At 39.3% G+C, this 16,423-nt stretch carries 17 protein-coding genes; 13 read left to right on the plus strand and 4 right to left on the minus strand.

What is annotated here, in order from left to right:
* The first annotated feature begins 2 nt into the window (after window positions 1-2).
* The 11 genes from BELBA_RS01960 (at window position 3) to BELBA_RS02010 (ending at window position 10,240) form a co-directional block, all read left to right on the plus strand.
* A complete protein-coding gene (locus tag BELBA_RS01960) occupies window positions 3-317 on the plus strand; it encodes a DNA-directed RNA polymerase subunit omega (protein ID WP_014771075.1) in 315 nt (104 codons plus the stop codon).
* Window positions 317-1,525 carry a bifunctional phosphopantothenoylcysteine decarboxylase/phosphopantothenate--cysteine ligase CoaBC gene (gene coaBC / locus BELBA_RS01965; protein ID WP_014771076.1) on the plus strand — a complete coding sequence of 403 codons (1,209 nt, stop codon included), beginning with the start codon at window positions 317-319 and terminating at the stop codon, window positions 1,523-1,525. Before BELBA_RS01960 ends, coaBC begins: the two co-directional genes overlap by 1 nt.
* 41 nt (window positions 1,526-1,566) lie before the next feature.
* Window positions 1,567-2,469, plus strand: coding sequence for a type IX secretion system protein PorD (gene porD, locus BELBA_RS01970; protein WP_014771077.1), 903 nt, complete (start codon window positions 1,567-1,569; stop codon window positions 2,467-2,469).
* Between the two features lie 43 nt (window positions 2,470-2,512).
* A complete protein-coding gene (gene recN / locus BELBA_RS01975) occupies window positions 2,513-4,165 on the plus strand; it encodes a DNA repair protein RecN (protein ID WP_014771078.1) in 1,653 nt (550 codons plus the stop codon).
* 115 nt (window positions 4,166-4,280) lie between these two features.
* On the plus strand, window positions 4,281-5,096 hold the full coding sequence (locus tag BELBA_RS01980; protein ID WP_014771079.1) for an enoyl-ACP reductase FabI: 816 nt from the start codon (window positions 4,281-4,283) through the stop codon (window positions 5,094-5,096).
* A 312-nt stretch (window positions 5,097-5,408) separates the two neighbouring features.
* Window positions 5,409-6,050 (plus strand): DUF2911 domain-containing protein, encoded by a 642-nt coding sequence (locus BELBA_RS01985; protein ID WP_014771080.1) that lies wholly within the window; start codon window positions 5,409-5,411, stop codon window positions 6,048-6,050.
* A 431-nt stretch (window positions 6,051-6,481) separates the two neighbouring features.
* Complete coding sequence (gene tnpC, locus BELBA_RS01990; protein WP_245531113.1) at window positions 6,482-7,924, plus strand: IS66 family transposase; 1,443 nt, start codon at window positions 6,482-6,484, stop codon at window positions 7,922-7,924.
* Between the two features lie 39 nt (window positions 7,925-7,963).
* Window positions 7,964-9,232, plus strand: a complete 1,269-nt coding sequence (locus tag BELBA_RS01995; RefSeq protein ID WP_014771081.1) for a vitamin K epoxide reductase family protein — start codon at window positions 7,964-7,966, stop codon at window positions 9,230-9,232.
* A gap of 33 nt (window positions 9,233-9,265) precedes the next feature.
* Window positions 9,266-9,562, plus strand: a complete 297-nt coding sequence (locus BELBA_RS02000; protein ID WP_014771082.1) for a hypothetical protein — start codon at window positions 9,266-9,268, stop codon at window positions 9,560-9,562.
* A gap of 65 nt (window positions 9,563-9,627) precedes the next feature.
* Complete coding sequence (locus BELBA_RS02005) at window positions 9,628-9,909, plus strand: hypothetical protein (RefSeq protein ID WP_014771083.1); 282 nt, start codon at window positions 9,628-9,630, stop codon at window positions 9,907-9,909.
* Complete coding sequence (locus BELBA_RS02010; RefSeq protein ID WP_245531186.1) at window positions 9,884-10,240, plus strand: DUF2490 domain-containing protein; 357 nt, start codon at window positions 9,884-9,886, stop codon at window positions 10,238-10,240. Before BELBA_RS02005 ends, BELBA_RS02010 begins: the two co-directional genes overlap by 26 nt.
* A gap of 141 nt (window positions 10,241-10,381) precedes the next feature.
* On the opposite strand, the gene BELBA_RS02015 is transcribed toward BELBA_RS02010, so the two are convergent.
* A complete protein-coding gene (locus BELBA_RS02015) occupies window positions 10,382-13,177 on the minus strand; it encodes a TonB-dependent receptor (protein ID WP_014771084.1) in 2,796 nt (931 codons plus the stop codon).
* 172 nt (window positions 13,178-13,349) lie between these two features.
* On the opposite strand from BELBA_RS02015, the gene BELBA_RS02020 reads away from it, so the two are divergent.
* Together BELBA_RS02020 and BELBA_RS19230 are read left to right on the plus strand one after the other, a co-directional pair.
* On the plus strand, window positions 13,350-14,531 hold the full coding sequence (locus BELBA_RS02020) for an IS4 family transposase (RefSeq protein WP_014771085.1): 1,182 nt from the start codon (window positions 13,350-13,352) through the stop codon (window positions 14,529-14,531).
* A 150-nt stretch (window positions 14,532-14,681) separates the two neighbouring features.
* The gene (locus tag BELBA_RS19230) at window positions 14,682-14,837 is read left to right on the plus strand and encodes a hypothetical protein (protein ID WP_245531187.1); all 156 of its coding nucleotides are present in this window, start codon (window positions 14,682-14,684) and stop codon (window positions 14,835-14,837) included.
* 65 nt (window positions 14,838-14,902) lie between these two features.
* Here BELBA_RS19230 and BELBA_RS02025 read toward each other — a convergent pair whose 3' ends face one another.
* The 3 genes from BELBA_RS02025 to truA all read right to left on the minus strand — a co-directional run bounded on the left by BELBA_RS02025 (window position 14,903) and on the right by truA (window position 16,378).
* Window positions 14,903-15,160, minus strand: a complete 258-nt coding sequence (locus BELBA_RS02025; protein ID WP_014771086.1) for a Txe/YoeB family addiction module toxin — start codon at window positions 15,158-15,160, stop codon at window positions 14,903-14,905.
* Window positions 15,157-15,414 (minus strand): type II toxin-antitoxin system Phd/YefM family antitoxin, encoded by a 258-nt coding sequence (locus BELBA_RS02030; RefSeq protein WP_014771087.1) that lies wholly within the window; start codon window positions 15,412-15,414, stop codon window positions 15,157-15,159. The genes BELBA_RS02025 and BELBA_RS02030 overlap by 4 nt, the downstream gene beginning before the upstream one ends.
* Window positions 15,415-15,601: 187 nt before the next feature.
* On the minus strand, window positions 15,602-16,378 hold the full coding sequence (truA, locus tag BELBA_RS02035) for a tRNA pseudouridine(38-40) synthase TruA (RefSeq protein ID WP_014771088.1): 777 nt from the start codon (window positions 16,376-16,378) through the stop codon (window positions 15,602-15,604).
* Between the last annotated feature and the right edge of the window lie 45 nt (window positions 16,379-16,423).

A 16,423-nucleotide genomic window follows, 5' to 3' on the forward strand; every position in this document is an offset into this window, starting at 1 on the left:
AAATGGCAGTTAATCCATCTATCATCACAAAAGACTTAGAAAAAATTGCAGCACCAACTGGTAACCTTTATGAGTCTATTCATGTTATCGGCCAAAGAGCTAAGCAGATTTCTTCTACAATGAAAGAAGAGCTAAATAGCAAACTTTCTGAGTTTGCATCTACAGTAGATAATCTTGAAGAGGTTTTTGAAAACAAAGAGCAGATCGAAATTTCTAAGTTCTATGAAAGAATGCCAAAACCATCTACTTTGGCAATGGAAGAGTTTGTAGAAGGAAAAATCTACTCTCGTCATCCAGATCTTGATATTGAAGGATAATGAAATTAAAAGGTAAACGAATCCTATTGGGCGTAACAGGGAGTATTGCTGCTTATAAAAGTGCCCATTTGATACGTTTATTAGTAAAAGAAGGAGCAGAGGTACAAATCATCATGAGTACCTCTGCTCTTGATTTTATAACCCCATTGACATTAGCTACACTTTCCAAAAACCCTGTTCATCATAAGTTTCACTCCAATGAAAATGGGGTATGGACTAATCATGTCGAACTAGGTCTTTGGGCTGATTTATTTTTAGTAGCACCCATTTCCGCCAATACCTTGGCCAAGTTTGCAAATGGAATTTGCGACAATTTACTTTCAGCAACTTACCTTTCTGCTCGATGCCCAGTCATGATCGCACCAGCAATGGATCTTGATATGTATCAACATCCTTCAGTTAGAAAAAACCTTGCGCTTGTAGAAAGCTATGGCAATATCATTCTTGATGCTGAGGCTGGAGAACTTGCAAGCGGCCTATCTGGTCAAGGCAGATTGATGGAGCCTGAACACATCCTGGAAAATGTGTTGAATTATTTTTCAGCAAAGCAAACCTTTAAAGGTAAGCAAGTCCTAATTACTTCTGGTCCAACCCAAGAAGCTATAGACCCAGTTCGTTTTATTAGTAACCACTCAAGTGGCAAAATGGGCGCTGCCTTGGCGGAAGCATTTGCTGCTCAAGGAGCAGAAGTGCATGTTGTCTTAGGACATGGCGCTCTCAAACCAATTCATTCTGATATCCATATTTATCCTGTCAAAAGTGCTTCAGAAATGTATGAAGCTTCTCAAAAACTTCATCAATCCATGGATATTTGCGTCTTTGCAGCAGCTGTAGCAGATTATGCTCCAAAAGAAATTGCGAAAGAGAAAATCAAAAAAGCCGGGGAAGGGATGACTATTGAGTTGATGAGGAATGTAGATATTGCAGCTTCATTAGGTCAGGAGAAAAAAGGACATCAAATCCATGTTGGCTTTGCTCTCGAGACGGAGAATGAAGCTTTTCATGCTAAAGAAAAATTACAAAAAAAGAACTTCGACTTGATCGTACTCAATTCTATGAAAGAGGCTGGTGCAGGCTTTCAGCTTGACACCAATAAGGTGACTCTTTTCTCTAAAACTGGTTCAGAGCTGACTTCCGAGGTTTTACCAAAAGCACAAATCGCAGATTTGATTCTACAGGGTATTAAAAATCTTCCTGTCGAAATCTAAACATATTTTTATCGTTATCTTTAGATCAATAAAAGATCGATATGAAAAAATTCGTTTTCCTTACAATCCTTTTTCTTACTCCATTTTTCATTTTCTCTCAAGAATTGAATTTCCAAGTGATTATCAATTCAGATAGAGCAAGAACACAAGAAAAAGATATTTTTGAAGATATGAAAACTACCTTTGAGCAATTTTTGAATGGTAGAAATTGGACAAATGACGAGTTCAGACCCATCGAAAGGATCAAAGGAAGTATGCTCATCACGATCAATGACATGCCTCAGGTTGGTTTTTACAATGCTACAGTTCAGGTTCAAGTTGTAAGACCTATCTATGGCACGAATTACGAGAGCATGACTTTCAATTTTATTGACAGAAACTGGAATTTCGAATTTCTTCAAAATCAGCCACTAGAATTCAATAGGTTTTCATACCTCAATAACATCAGCTCTCTTCTAGCCTACTATGCTAATATGGCCTTAGGGATTGATTACGATTCTTTTACTTTGAGAGGAGGAGACCCATATTTTGAAATAGCAAATGGCATCGTCAACAATGCCCAACAGTCAAATCGTCCAGGATGGAATCAAAGTCCGACTGATAGAAGGAATCGCTATTGGCTGATCAACGATATTTATACTTCATCCGTATTCGCTCCAATCCGAGAAGCCATCTACCTTTATCATCGAAAAGGCATGGATTTGCTGAATAAAGACCCTAATGAAGCTTACAAAAATATGCTTGAAGCCATCAAAAAGGTCGAAGAAGCCAATACCGCTCAGCCAAACAGTATTTTTACTATCTCATTTATGGATGCAAAAGGAGATGAAATCAGCAAGATTTTCAAAAATGCTCCTTTGGAAATTCGAACAGAAGCGGTGGAACTCTTGTTGAAAGTGGATCCAAATAATGCTAGAAAATATAATGACCTACTGAAAGGTTGATTTCATTTTCTTAGTTTTGCATCATAAAAAAATTTAAAAATTCATGCTCAAAAGCCTTAGCATAGCCAATTACGCTTTGATTCAATCACTTGAGATGGAACCTTGTGCTTCTCTAAATATGATTACAGGAGAGACAGGGGCAGGAAAATCCATCATGCTCGGAGCGGTTGGATTACTTTTGGGAAATAGAGCCGATACCAAAGCACTTTTTGACGAAGAAAAAAAATGTATCGTAGAAGGTGTCTTTGATATCAAAAATTACAAACTGCAAGATTTATTCGAAAGTGAAGACTTAGACTTCGAAGAAGTCTGTATCATCCGCAGAGAAATCAGCCCAAATGGAAAATCTCGTGCATTTATCAATGATACGCCTGTCAGATTAGAAATCCTCAAAGAACTCGGAAAATCCTTGATGGATGTTCACTCTCAACACGACAGTTTGCAACTAGGTGAAGGTGAATACCAACTGGACTTGATCGATGCTTACACTCAATCTCAACAGGAATTCACTTCCTATTCGCAAGCCTATTCGGGCTATCAAAAAGCAAAAAGAGCTTACGAAAAATTAGCTGAGCAAGCTTTAGAACTAAAGAAAGAAGCTGACTTCAATCAATTTCAACTTGAGGAATTGAGTTCCTTAAGTTTGAAATCCGGGGAACAAGAAGAATTGGAAAGTGATCAGGAAATCCTTGAAAATGCCGAAGAGATCAAAAGCAAAATTCAAGAAATCCTCGTTCAACTTCAGGACGAGCAGTTTGGCGGATTGAATATCCTCAGTCAAGCAAATCTTGGCATTCAGCAACTCGGGAAATTTGCCCAAAAATTCGAATCTTTTAAAGAACGATTCCAAAGCATTTTAATAGAACTTAAAGACATCGCCGAAAGTCTAGAAGACGAAGACAGTAAAGTCGAAGTAGACTTCGAAAAACTTGAAGCCACTCGAGAACGCTTGAGCAAGATCTACCAACTCCAACAAAAACATGGTTTGGATTCTGTAGAAGCTCTGATTGCATTGGAAAAAGAATTGGCTGACAAAGCCTTTCAGATAGAGAATTTGGATGAACAAATGGAAGACTTGAAGTCTGAAATGCATGCCGCCCACAAGTCACTATTAGAAAAAGGAGCGCTGCTCAGTAAAAAACGGAAAACAGGATTTCAAGCATTTTCCAAGGAATTGATATCTCTGCTTGTGCAGTTGGGAATGGAAAATGCTCAAGTGGAATTTTCCCATCAATTGATCGCTCCAAGTAAGCATGGCATAGATCAGATCGACTTACTTTTCTCAGCCAACAAAGGTGTGAAACCACAAGCTTTGAAGCAGGTGGCTTCTGGTGGGGAGTTTTCAAGGTTGATCTTTGGCATCAAGTATATCATGGCAGATAAGATGGCTTTGCCGACTTTGATTTTTGATGAAATTGATACAGGAGTATCAGGTGAAATAGCCTTGCAGATGGTTCGTATGATGCAAGAGATAGCCAAAAAACACCAAGTAATCTGTATCAGTCATTTGCCACAAGTTGCAGCCAAGGGAGATCAACATTATTTTGTGTACAAGGACAACAGTTCGGCAAGAACAATTTCTAAAATCCGTCTGCTTGAAAACACGGAACGCATCACAGAAATTGCCAAGATGATCGCCGGTTCTAACCCTTCCGAAAGCGCATTTGAAAGTGCACGGGAATTGCTAAAAAATTAGATTGAACCTGCTTTCAATTTGATTAAAGCCACCTAATCCATAAAATATCAACAATCGTCTCAAATTTTTCTGTATTTTTACCTCTTCAAATTCGTAAAAAACAAACAAAAATATTATGCCTGAGAATCTACTAAAAGGAAAAGTCGGTATCATCACCGGTGCTTTGGATGAAAATTCAATTGCTTGGAAAACAGCCCTCAAAGCGCACGAACAAGGAGCTAAATTTGTATTGACCAATGCTCCTATCGCCATGAGAATGGGCGCAATCAACGAATTGGCACAGGAGTGCGGTACGATTGTCATTCCTGCTGATGCGACTTCTTTGGAAGATATTGAGAAACTTTATACCGAGGCAAAGGAATATTTAGGCGGAAATTTTGACTTTTTGCTTCACTCCATCGGCATGTCGCCAAACATTCGAAAAGGAAGATCTTACGGTGACCTCAATTACGATTGGGCTAACAAATCTTATGATGTTTCTGCTATTTCTTTCCATAAGATGATGCAGATATCTGAGAAAATGGATGTGATGAACGAGTGGGGATCCATTATGGGCCTTTCTTATATTGCTGCGCAGAGAGTATATCCTTTCTACACAGATATGGCTGATGCCAAAGCACTTTTAGAAAGCATCGCAAGAGGGTATGGCTACAGATATGGCAAGTTGAAAAAAGTAAGAGTTAACACCATCTCTCAATCTCCAACCAAAACAACAGCTGGAACAGGAATCGGAGGTTTTGATACTTTCTACAACTTTGCAGACAAGATGTCTCCATTAGGCAATGCATCTGCAGAAGCTTGTGCAGATTACATCATCACCATGTTCTCAGACTTCACCAGATACGTGACCATGCAAAACCTATTCCACGACGGAGGATACTCTACAACAGGAATATCTGAAGAATTGATGGAAGGATTGACTGGAGAGTGAGGTCGAACCGTTAAAAGGTTCGAAGGTTGGAAAGTTGAAAAGTTGGAAAATTGAGAAATTGTTGAAAGGTTAGAATAGCTTGTCCGCCGTGGCAGGTTTCAAAGTTGGAAAAGCTTGTCCCGAGTATCGGGATTGGCTTGCGCAAGATTTAGCGTTTGTCATAAATATCTGGATTGGAAGCCTTCCTGAAAATCATACCCTTACAATCCTCAGTTCTTGGTACTTGGTACATCGTACTTGATACAAAAATAATACATCTCACTTTCTTATGTCTTGAATCTCATGTCTCACGTCTCACATCTATTTTAAAACATGAAAAAAACACTCATTACCATACTTTCCGCCACTTTACTATTCTCTCGTGGTGGTGCAAATAAGGAAACTACAGAAGTCACCCTTGAAGCAGAAACTGAAGAGCTTTCTAACTTGGAGAAAGAGCATCTCTTGGAGAAAGTAGCTTATGCCGACAGCGTCAATGTTGGCTTGATAGAAGATACCTTCAAAGGCAGTGCTAGAAGAGAAGCTATTGGTTCCATTGGTGATGCTACTGTCACGATCAATTATGGTTCTCCAGGAAAAAGGGGACGTGTAATCTGGAATGGCTTGGTTTCTTATGATCAAGTATGGGTCAGTGGTTCGCACTGGGCTACAGCAGTGACATTTTCAGAAGATGTAGTAATAAATGAAGTCGAGGTACCTGCTGGGATGTATGGATTCTTTACCATCCCTGGAAGAGAGGAATGGACATTAATTATCAATAAGCATTATGACCAGCATCTAGCAGACGAATATGATGAAGCAGATGATCTGGTAAGGGTAAGCGTCAAGCCAATCGATCTAGACAATGAAGTGCAGCGACTAACCTACGAAGTGGATAAAGTCTCAGACACTGAAGGTGCCATCTCCCTCAGCTGGGATCAGGTCAAAGTAAGTATGCCATTCAGCATCAAATAAATCAGAAAGCTGTCCAAAAGGGCAGCTTTTATTTTTTGGAAATAAATTGCACTTAATTATTTTTCAAAAGTTTCAAAATAAGTTTTTAATTTTAAAAATACAGAATATCCATTTGTTTTAGTTAACAATTTGGGGGGGGTATTCTTAGTTTTACAAAATATTATTTCGTTTTACCATCTTGAAAAAGTACAAAACAAGCTGAAATTGAACCTGCTAATTTCTACTAAATTTGTTTTTTAAAATAATGATTTTTAGGTTTAGCACATCGCATTGTTATTCAATGCTTTGACATATTGTAACTACTCAGGTACATTATTTACTGACCGATATTCAAGTATTTGGAGTCTTGTTGCCCTCTGTGGTGTATTGATGCGTATTTGTATGTGAATGTACGAAAATCAGCTTTAAAGTTGGTTTATCCACATTTTTTTGTGGGGAAAAACAGCGTGGATTATTGGTATTCATGGGATTATGTGCTGATATTCAGGAAACATTTCTATAGTATATTGGACCACAGGGATACGCTTATTCAGGAACTGATCAAGATGAACCTCCAGCTTATGGAGCAGGTCAAGTCTTTAAAATCTAGGGTATCCGATTTGGAAAATGAGCTTGCCCGTTACCGTAATCCCAAAAACAGCCGCAACAGCTCGGTTCCCCCTTCAAAAGACGAGAACCGCCCCAAAAAAAATCAGAGTCTCCGTCAGGATACAGGGCGCAAAACCGGCGGTCAGCCTGGACACAAAGGCCATACCCTTGAAATGACATCCTCCCCGGACATAATAGAAAACCACATCCCTTTATTCTGTACCTGCTGTGGTGGTGATCTGTCGGCGGTTCCAGCAGAACTGTCCTCCAAAAGACAGGTCCTGGATCTTCCTGTGATTAAAGTGGTATGTACCGAGCATAGAATCTTTTCCAAAAACTGTTCCTGTGGAGAAAAGATCAGTGGGTCATTCCCTGACAATATCAATGCCCCCATACAGTACGGGAGCGGTGTTGAAACCATTGTCGGTTATCTGCATGCCAGACAGTATGTTCCCTATAGAAGGATGAAAGAACTTCTCAGGGACTGCTTCGGTATTAATCTCAGCGAGGGGAGTATCGATAACATTATCGGTAGGTTTGCCCGCAAGTCTGCACCAATATATGCAAAGATAAAGACGGCAGTCTCTAAAAGTCCTGTGATAGGAGCTGACGAGACTGGGGCTAAAGTGGATGGAAACAAACAGTGGGTCTGGACTTATCAGACCGAGGAACTCACCCTGTTAGCTATATCTGAATCACGTGGACTTAAGGCGATGAATACACATTTTCCCGATGGGTTCGGAAAGGCAGTATTGTGCCACGATGCATGGAGGGCATACTTCAACTATTCGGAAAACCTGCACCAGCTCTGTTGTGCACATCTGCTTAGGGAGCTCAACTACATTGTTGAACGCTATAAATCTAAATGGGCTGACAGCCTTAGGGCCCTGTTCAGGGAAGCTATCTCACTGAAGAGAAAACTCAAAAAACTATCAGATCCAGAGAATAGCAGGAGTATTGCTTCCATTGAAGAGAAGATGGATAACCTACTCGCCCAACCTGTAGAGTCAAAACATAAAGAAGCAGTATCCCTACAAAAAAGACTCCTGAAATACAGAAAGTCACTTTTTACTTTTCTCTATCACCAAAAAGTACCACCGGATAACAATGCCTCTGAAAGAGCCATACGCAACATCAAGGTGAAACAAAAAATATCAGGACAGTTCAAATCCAACAATGGAGCTGAAAACTTCAGTGTTATAAGATCCGTCGTGGATACCCTGATCAAACGTTCGGGAAATATCTTAGAAAATCTAAATCATATAGCTAATTTACAACCTGAGTAGTTACGACATATTAATTGTTTGAATTAATTCTTTTATGTTATGACTTACTCTTTTCATGTATTACAATTATGGACTGGAGTAACCCTCTTAGTTGAAAAAACGGAAAAATCATTAGAGCCAAGTTATAAGAAGAATCGACTAATTGGTAAAGTCAAAAGTGGAATGATTGCAATCATCGCAGTCTTGTTACTGACACTAATAATTTCACAGTTTATTAATCTATCAATTGATCTTGATAGAGCAATTGGGCTACTTTCATTACTGATTTTGAAAGGGGTTGGACTTGTAGTGGCATCTATGCTACTTTGGTATGAGGTTGATAAATCTAACTCTACATTGAAGGAATTTTGTTCAGGAGGGAAGAAAGTAAACTGTGATGCGGTATTGAGTTCAGGTTCTTTGCTTGGTGAAATCTCTATTAGCAACTTAGCATTTGGATATTTTTTCAGCGGATTTCTATTACTACTTTTCAGTAATTTTTCTACATCTTCTTTTCTATTGTTAGGATACATAAGCTATTTAAGTATCCCTATTGTCTTTTCCTCCTTATATTATCAGTATTTCAAACTTAAGAACTGGTGTGTTTTCTGTCTCTGGATTGCAGGGTTACTTACTTTGGAATTTACAATATTTAGAATCTTACCGGTATCTGGTATTTTAGAAATCCAGGATTTATTGGTTTTTGCGATACTATTTACAGCAAGTATGTTTGCTTGGATCTTATTGAAGCCATATTTACTCGACCAAAACAAGCTCTATGCTTATAAAAGAAAGTTGGCAAATTTCAAATCTGACAAAGAAGTTTTCAGCCACTTGCTGTCAGGTTCAAAAAAGATTTTATCCTCTCCTAAAGGATTAGGAATAACTTTAACCAATCCTACTGCCAAGTATCAGGTGCTAAAGGTATGTAACCCTTACTGTGGTCCTTGTGCTAGAGCACATCCAATTCTTGAGCACCTCCATGATCAGGGTTTGATTGAATTACAAATATTGTTTGTCCCAGATGAAAACCCGGAGAGTATCAAAACCAAAACGATCAACCATATCCTTTCAATTAGTCAAGAAAATGATAGCTTCACAACCAAAAAGGCATTGGATAGCTGGTACAGTGCAAATCAAAAGGATTTAGTAAAATTTTCTAAAAAGTATCAATCTTCCATTTCAGTTGAACAAAACGAGAAAAAACTTTCAGCTATGAGAACTTGGTGTATTCAGGAGGAAATATCCCGAACCCCTACGATCTATATTAATGGACACTTACTGCATGAATATTATTCTATTGATGATCTACAGCTTGTATTGAATTAGTATGAATATACATAAAAAAGGCAGAAATCGCGGATGCCTCAAAACGATCGGGATATTATAAAAATCATCAAAACAAATAAAACTATGATGAATTTAGAAAAACTGGGGCTTTCTACAGAAGATATGCTTCAAAGGAGTCAATTGGCAAGTATTATGGGAGGTAATGGACTCTTCTCTTTAGATGGTTTAGGTTCTTGTTATATTACCTGTTCTTGGTGGCAACATTCTATGGCTGTAAACGATTGCACTTATTCTACTAGAAAATTTTATTGCCCAAATGATGAAAATACAACATGCAATTGTGGAGATGAAGTCGAGGCCCTCGAATGACTTTCGTGTTTAGAGCTGACTGATATCAGTCAGCTCATATATAAATTTTAAACACCTATCTGCATATGGGAATTAAAAAAATAATTTGCATTTTAATATTAATATTTTCGAACACCTATGCTTTTGCTCAGTTTAAGCTCCAAAAGACTAGTGAATTCAGCATCAAATCATTAAACTCCGTAGAGATTATCGATTATGACCCAATTAAGAAACAATACATAGCTTTCGAAAAAGGTGAAAAAGATTTTGTCGTATTATTGTTAGATGAAAAAGGTGATATTCTAAAAAGAAAACACCCACAGACCCATTCAGCAGGTAACTATCTTACAAAGGGGCAATTTTTTTAGAGTTGGTCACAGAATCAGAACAGATCAAACTTTTTTCAATGAAGAATCCATGCTTTGGAGGGCGAGATATAGATATGCAGTTCAATTTCCTTTACAAGGGAGAAATCTGGATCCGGGAGAAAAGTACCTGACTGTATCCAATGAGGTCATTTATATGTTCCAGGATTCAGAGGACGATTTGGAAAACAGATTGGTCGCATCTTTGGGCTTTTATGTAGACGATGATACCAAATACGAAGTCGGACTTGATTATAGAACTGATGATTACCTGGTTCCAGATCGATTCAGAAGTCGGCTTTGGCTAAAGTTCGGCGTGTATTGGTCATTGTAAGCATTTAGCCATTTGGATCAATTAAAACCTACTTGATCTGATCAATCATAAAAAATATGGCCTCCCATTGGAAGGCCATAAAGTGTGGTGGTTTTTGCTATACAGTATTTGCTGCAGAGCTATAATCCAATATCTTTCAACTTAGAAATTGAAGTTCAAACGGGCAAAGATAAACCTTCCGTTGAAGCCCATTTGCTGCACACGTCTGGAATAGACAAATCTACCCAAACTGAAGTTGCCGCTATGGTCTTGTACATCCGGGTAAACATCAAATAGGTTATTGGCCCCAACATTCAGTCTGAAGTTGTCATTAAATTTGTAACTCACGGTTACATCGGTCACAATTTTTGAAGAGAAGGTCTGATCCAGTGATTCCCTTTGACCTGTCAAAGTATTGATTGGCCAAGCAGAGGGATCTGTACCCATAGTCGGATCCAAGTAAGTTATCTCTCCAAATCTCACAGCCCTGTACATAAACGTGAATTTTCCTACATTGTAGTTAGCCATAAAGCTTACCTTATTTCTTGGATTGGCTACTTCAATTCTACTTTGATCTTCTCTATTGAAGTAACTACCAATCTGACCGGTAGCTTCCAAAACTGGTGAGGCTTTAATGATTGGATTTCCGTTTTCATCTTTCTTGACAGAATTGTCAATAAAAGTACCCGCCAAAATCAGGCTCAACTTAGAATTATTCCTAAAAAATAGATTGTAGGTAATCACTGATTCAATACCTCTTGCTCTGGTATCTATGGCATTGGTGAAGAAGTTGGCCGTATTGGCATTGGCTGCACTTAATTGCTCAGCCAACACCGGATCACCGCCTGCTGTGAAGTTGTTGGTCAACACTATTCTGTCATCGATATCAATCTGATAGGCATCCACCGTGATTTCCAAATTATCTACAGGCTGCAAAGTAGTACCCAAAGTAAAACTTCTGGAAGTCTCCTGTCTTAAAGTAGGGATTCCCAAAATTCTTGCAGGCTCACTGTCATTCCTGAAAGTTCCTGCTTCCACAGGTACCAGACCCTGACCTGGAAGGGTAACAAATAAAGTATTGACCCTGGAGTAAAATCTCTGCTGCATGGAAGGTGCACGGAAACCAGTAGAAGTAGAACCTCTCAAGACAAATCCGTCAGTGATTTTATAACGGGAAGCCAATTTATAATTAAGCGTGCTTCCAAAATCAGAATAATTTTCAAATCTCAAAGCACCTGCCACACTGAAAGCTTGGCTAAAATCCTGCTCCATGTCCAGGTAAACACCTATATTGTTCCTGTTCCAGGTGCCAGCAGTGGATGGGGCAAATCCTGGGAATACCTGTGCACCGGCAGCCACTCCAGAGTTCGGGTCAAAGTTTCTATAAGAGGATTCCTCTCCTTCCCTTACACCAAATCTTTCCACCCTGAATTCTGTGCCCGCTGCCACATTCAGACCCGCAAGGATATCATACTTTTTAGAAAGATCAAAATTGACTGTATTCTGTAAGAAATTTAATCCCCCTGCATCAAATTCCCTTTGGAAATTAGGGTTAGTCAAAGCTTGTGTATAATTCACAGAATTAGTGATCAAGAAGTCAAAAATATTCTGACCATAGGTATTGGAAAGGTCAAATCTCCAATCTCCCAAGTTGCCGGTTATACCCAAGGTATTGGACAAGTCGGTAATATCTGTATTGATTTCAGGCAGGAAACCGTTTGGATAAATCTGGAATACATTCTGTCTTGCAGCTCCAGGTACAGCATTAGGATACCTATAAAAACCTGCTGCATTCCCTCGTTTGTTGTTATAACCGCCAAAAGAGTACAGTTCCATGCCATTTTTAAGCGGCAAGGAGAAGTTTAACATGATACCGCCACTGTTGATGGCAGAGTTACCGATTCTCATATCAAAATCCTGTCTGGTAAGTCCCCTGGAAGTCAACTCCTGTTCATCCACATTCACACCTCCCACGGAAGGGAAAATTTGGCCAACATAAGTTCCTGACCTGTTCGTAAAACCCCTTCTTGAATATTCGCCTGTAATATTCAAGAATCCCTCTTGTCCTATTTTCAAACCATAATTCAGGGCAGCACTCACCATGTCTCCATCACTGATATTGGCTCCTGCATTCTGACCATCATTGAGGATGTAATCCCTTTGAAAATTGGTCACATGTGTACCTGCTGCCACATTTCCAGAAAGGCCTTCACTCTTCTTCAATACAATATTGATAACCCCTGCAATGGCATCTGAACCATATTGTGCAGCCGCCCCATCCCTTAGAATCTCAATTTTTTCCACTGCATTGGCAGGAATGGCATTCAAGTCTGTACCCACACTTCCTCTGTTAACAGTACCGTTGACATTCACCAAAGCAGACTGATGTCTTCTTTTACCATTTACGAGTACCAATACTTGATCTGTTCCAAGACCTCTCAATTGAGCCGGATCCATATGGTCAGTACCATCAGAAATGGTCTGACGGCTTGACTGAAATGATGGGGCGATATAGGTCAGGATCTGATTCAGATCGATTTGACCTACCGCATCGATGACCTCTGAAACAGGAATGATGTCCACTGGAACGGGGGAGTCTATCCTTGACCTTGCCCCTACGCGCGTTCCTGTTACAATGATTTCGGAAAGGTCCGTATCATCAAACTTAAGCGTAACTGTAATGTCATTTTGGTTGGCAATATTGACCTCTTGGCTTCTCATCCCTATATATGAGATGACCAACACATTTCTTCCAGAAGGAACTTCCACGGAAAACTCACCTTCCATATCAGTAGTGGTTCCTAAGGTGGTACCTTTGACCAAGACTGCTGCACCTGGCAAACCAAGTCCATCTTCATCGGAAAGTACCTTTCCCCGGACTACCCTTGTCTGCGCTAAAAGCTCTTGCTGTAGCCCAAAAAAGCAAATCAGCATTACTAGTGATAAAATTTTTTTCATAGGTTTTCGCATTTGTTTAATAATGTGAACAAATGGTAAAACTAAACCAAAAATTTAATATTTGCAATTATTAAACATATAATTTCAATACCGTCCTAAATAAGATATGAGAGGTCTGGTTTTTTGCCCAAAATAGCTATTTTGGGATTGCACCAAAAAACATAGACCTCCCATGAGTAATATTACATTGTTTTCTCAGATTATTAAAAAAATCGAACGTTCAATTTTCAAGAAACTGGTTGAAGAGAAGCAAACAGACAAGGCCTGCAAAGGCTTTGACAGCTGGACGCATTTGGTGTCCATGCTTTTCTGTCATTTTGCCAAGAGTACTTCTGTAAGGGATATTTCAAACGGCCTGCGTTCGGCCACGGGGAACCTAAACCATCTGGGGATTGCCAAGGCACCATCCAAGTCCAGTATCAGTTATCAGAACAAGCGCAGGGACTCTGACCTGTTCAAGGAGCTGTATTACGGACTTCTGAAGCATTTAGGACAGCAGGCGTCCCTGAGCAGGGTAAAATTACGGATCAAGGCTCCCGTCTATCTGCTCGACTCCACGGTGGTAAGTCTTTGCCTTTCGATGTTTGACTGGGCAACCTTCAGGACCAAAAAGGGTGCTGTAAAGATGCATACGCTTCTGGACTATGACGGGAAACTCCCTGTTTATGTGAATATTACAGAAGGAAGTATGGCCGACAATAAGGGCGCTTATGATATTCCTTTGGAGAAAGGATCCGTTATAGTGGCTGACCGCTATTACAATGACTTTCCGATGCTCAACATTTGGGACAGCAAGGGGGTCTTTTTCGTCATAAGGCACAAGGATAACCTTAAGTTCAGCACAATCAATGAACGTCAACTCCCTGAAAATACTGCACAGGAAGTACTCATAGACGAAGAAATTGAACTGGTCCACCAGCAGTCCAAAGTGAAGTACCCCGGAAAACTCAGAAGAGTGGCTGTATGGGACGAAAAAAACCAACAGACCGTAGAACTGATTACCAATAACTTCAAATGGTCAGCAAAGACAATCGGTGATCTTTACCGGTGCCGATGGGAGATTGAGATCTTCTTCAGGGACATCAAGCAGTTACTCCATATCAAAACCTTTATCGGAACATCGAAAAATGCCGTGATGATCCAGATATGGACCGCGCTGATCACCATTCTGCTCCTAAAAGTGATGAAGGCAACCGCTAAATTCGGATGGCATCTGTCCAATCTGGTTGCATTTATCAGACTGAACATATTCGTTAAAATAGAGCTGCAAAAGTGGCTGGACAAACCCTTTGAAGACCATGAAAAACCTCCTCAAAAAAGCCAACAGGGGGTTCTATTTCCGGATTACAGATAAAATCACAATAGAAATTGTAGAAACACAGCTAAACATCTGTCTTGTAAATTATTTAGGACAGCATTGATCTGAAAATTAAAATAATTCTTTTTGAAAAGAAGTTTCCCATTCTATCGCCAACCAGACGCCAAAGACTGTGGTCCAACCTGCTTGCGGATAGTCGCTAAGCATTATGGCAAGCTGATTTCCCTGCAAGAAATATCTATGAACCAAGAGTTACTTGGGACTGCTGATATTATTACCGAAGACTTGAGTATAGCAGAGCGGCTATTTTTCAAGTTTAGGTCTGTGCAAAGGTTTGAGTAATGAAAGTGAAGAAAAGAGGCAGAATCAATGAATGTCTTTAAAGTCCTTACCCTAGTGCTTTTACTCTAGTCATAATGGAACCTGCATTTAGCAATCAATATTTCTCCTTCTCTGTATTGGTAAATAAGTCTATGTTCGCTATCAATCCGTCTAGACCAGAATCCGGCATATTTATGCTTCAATGGCTCAGGCTTTCCCAGCCCATCAAAAGGGTTTCGGGCAATATCTTTTAAAAGTTCATTTATTTTCTTGAGCTTATTCTTGTCGGTTTTTTGCCAATACAAATAATCTTCCCAAGACTCATCTACAAAAATATACTTCATTTAATTTCAATTAAGTCATTACTAAAAGCGTCTCCTTTCTTTAGTTTGTCAATTGCAGCGTCTAATCTTAGTTCATTTTTTCGAGAAGATAATTCGTGATTTGTGGCCATCAGCGAATTGTACTCTTGCAGAGACATGACTACAATTCCAGAATCTTTACCACGATTTATAATCAAAGTTTCAAAGTTTTTTGCAACTCTATCCAAGTAAGTCTTAATATCTTTTCTAAACTCTGAGACAGTTGTAATTTGCATAATATTGTGTTTAATTTAGTACAAATATATGTACGTATTATCATTTTGGCAATTTTAACCTTAATATTTCCAGCTACATAACAACTTATTGAGGTAGCGTACAAGGTCTCAGAAAGATATGCCTGAGTGCATATTTTGATATGCTAAATTTCCAGATTCAAGCAAAATCAAGAACTATATAGTGCAATTAAAACTCCACCCCATAAAGCACCAATCCGTTCGAAGGAACTTTCCCACTCAAAGGACTTGTCTCATGGCTTTTTAAGGCTTCTTGAATGTCTGCTTTGGTGATGATTCCTTTTCCCACTTCCAGTAAACTCCCCATCATCAGTCTGACTTGATGCATCAGAAAACCTTTTCCTTTGACCCGATAGCAATATCTTTTTAGACTTGACCCATCAGTCAGTAACAAGTTATCTTCCAAAATCTCAGACTCAAAAATCTGTCTGTGGTAGTTATCAGATTGCTTTTGCTTGGCGCAGAATCTTCTGAAATCATGCTCACCAACAAAAATATCAGCAGTAGCTTTCATCGAATCGATATCGAGTTCCCCTGAAAAGTATGTTAAATTCCCGGCTACAAAAGGGTGAAACTTTTCCCCGGATGTAAAGGAGTATCGATACTCTTTCGCAGTAACATCTTGGATGATATTAAAATCTAAGGAAACTCGCTTTCCCTCTAACAACCTGATATCATCTGGTAAATTCTCATTGACTTGATCAATAAATGAAGGCAGATCGATCTCAGCAATATTGAACAACTCAAAAGCTCCTCTGTGACAGGAAACTCCCGAATCTGTCCTACCAGCACTTAAAATATTGAATTCTTCATGACCAAATACATACCTAAAAACCTTTTCCAATTTCCCTTGGATCGTTTTCAATCCGGGCTGCTTCTGCCAGCCGTGATAGCGCAAACCTAAATATTGGATATAAAAAAGGTAGGTGAAGGGTTTGTTTTGCATGAAATTGAATTGAATGAAAGCTTAAAAATAGGGAAGTGTAAATGG

Source organism: Belliella baltica DSM 15883, assembly GCF_000265405.1.
Classification (GTDB): Bacteria; Bacteroidota; Bacteroidia; order Cytophagales; family Cyclobacteriaceae; genus Belliella; species Belliella baltica.

What these genes read in the sequence shown, in the direction of transcription:
- BELBA_RS01960 (WP_014771075.1), top strand. Translation starts at nt 3, where the DNA reads ATGGCAGTTAATCCATCTATCATCACAAAAGACTTAGAAAAAATTGCA.
- coaBC (WP_014771076.1), top strand. Translation starts at nt 317, where the DNA reads ATGAAATTAAAAGGTAAACGAATCCTATTGGGCGTAACAGGGAGTATT.
- porD (WP_014771077.1), top strand. Translation starts at nt 1,567, where the DNA reads ATGAAAAAATTCGTTTTCCTTACAATCCTTTTTCTTACTCCATTTTTC.
- recN (WP_014771078.1), top strand. Translation starts at nt 2,513, where the DNA reads ATGCTCAAAAGCCTTAGCATAGCCAATTACGCTTTGATTCAATCACTT.
- BELBA_RS01980 (WP_014771079.1), top strand. Translation starts at nt 4,281, where the DNA reads ATGCCTGAGAATCTACTAAAAGGAAAAGTCGGTATCATCACCGGTGCT.
- BELBA_RS01985 (WP_014771080.1), top strand. Translation starts at nt 5,409, where the DNA reads ATGAAAAAAACACTCATTACCATACTTTCCGCCACTTTACTATTCTCT.
- BELBA_RS01995 (WP_014771081.1), top strand. Translation starts at nt 7,964, where the DNA reads ATGACTTACTCTTTTCATGTATTACAATTATGGACTGGAGTAACCCTC.
- BELBA_RS02000 (WP_014771082.1), top strand. Translation starts at nt 9,266, where the DNA reads ATGCCTCAAAACGATCGGGATATTATAAAAATCATCAAAACAAATAAA.
- BELBA_RS02005 (WP_014771083.1), top strand. Translation starts at nt 9,628, where the DNA reads ATGGGAATTAAAAAAATAATTTGCATTTTAATATTAATATTTTCGAAC.
- BELBA_RS02015 (WP_014771084.1), bottom strand. Translation starts at nt 13,177, where the DNA reads ATGAAAAAAATTTTATCACTAGTAATGCTGATTTGCTTTTTTGGGCTA.
- BELBA_RS02020 (WP_014771085.1), top strand. Translation starts at nt 13,350, where the DNA reads ATGAGTAATATTACATTGTTTTCTCAGATTATTAAAAAAATCGAACGT.
- BELBA_RS02025 (WP_014771086.1), bottom strand. Translation starts at nt 15,160, where the DNA reads ATGAAGTATATTTTTGTAGATGAGTCTTGGGAAGATTATTTGTATTGG.
- BELBA_RS02030 (WP_014771087.1), bottom strand. Translation starts at nt 15,414, where the DNA reads ATGCAAATTACAACTGTCTCAGAGTTTAGAAAAGATATTAAGACTTAC.
- truA (WP_014771088.1), bottom strand. Translation starts at nt 16,378, where the DNA reads ATGCAAAACAAACCCTTCACCTACCTTTTTTATATCCAATATTTAGGT.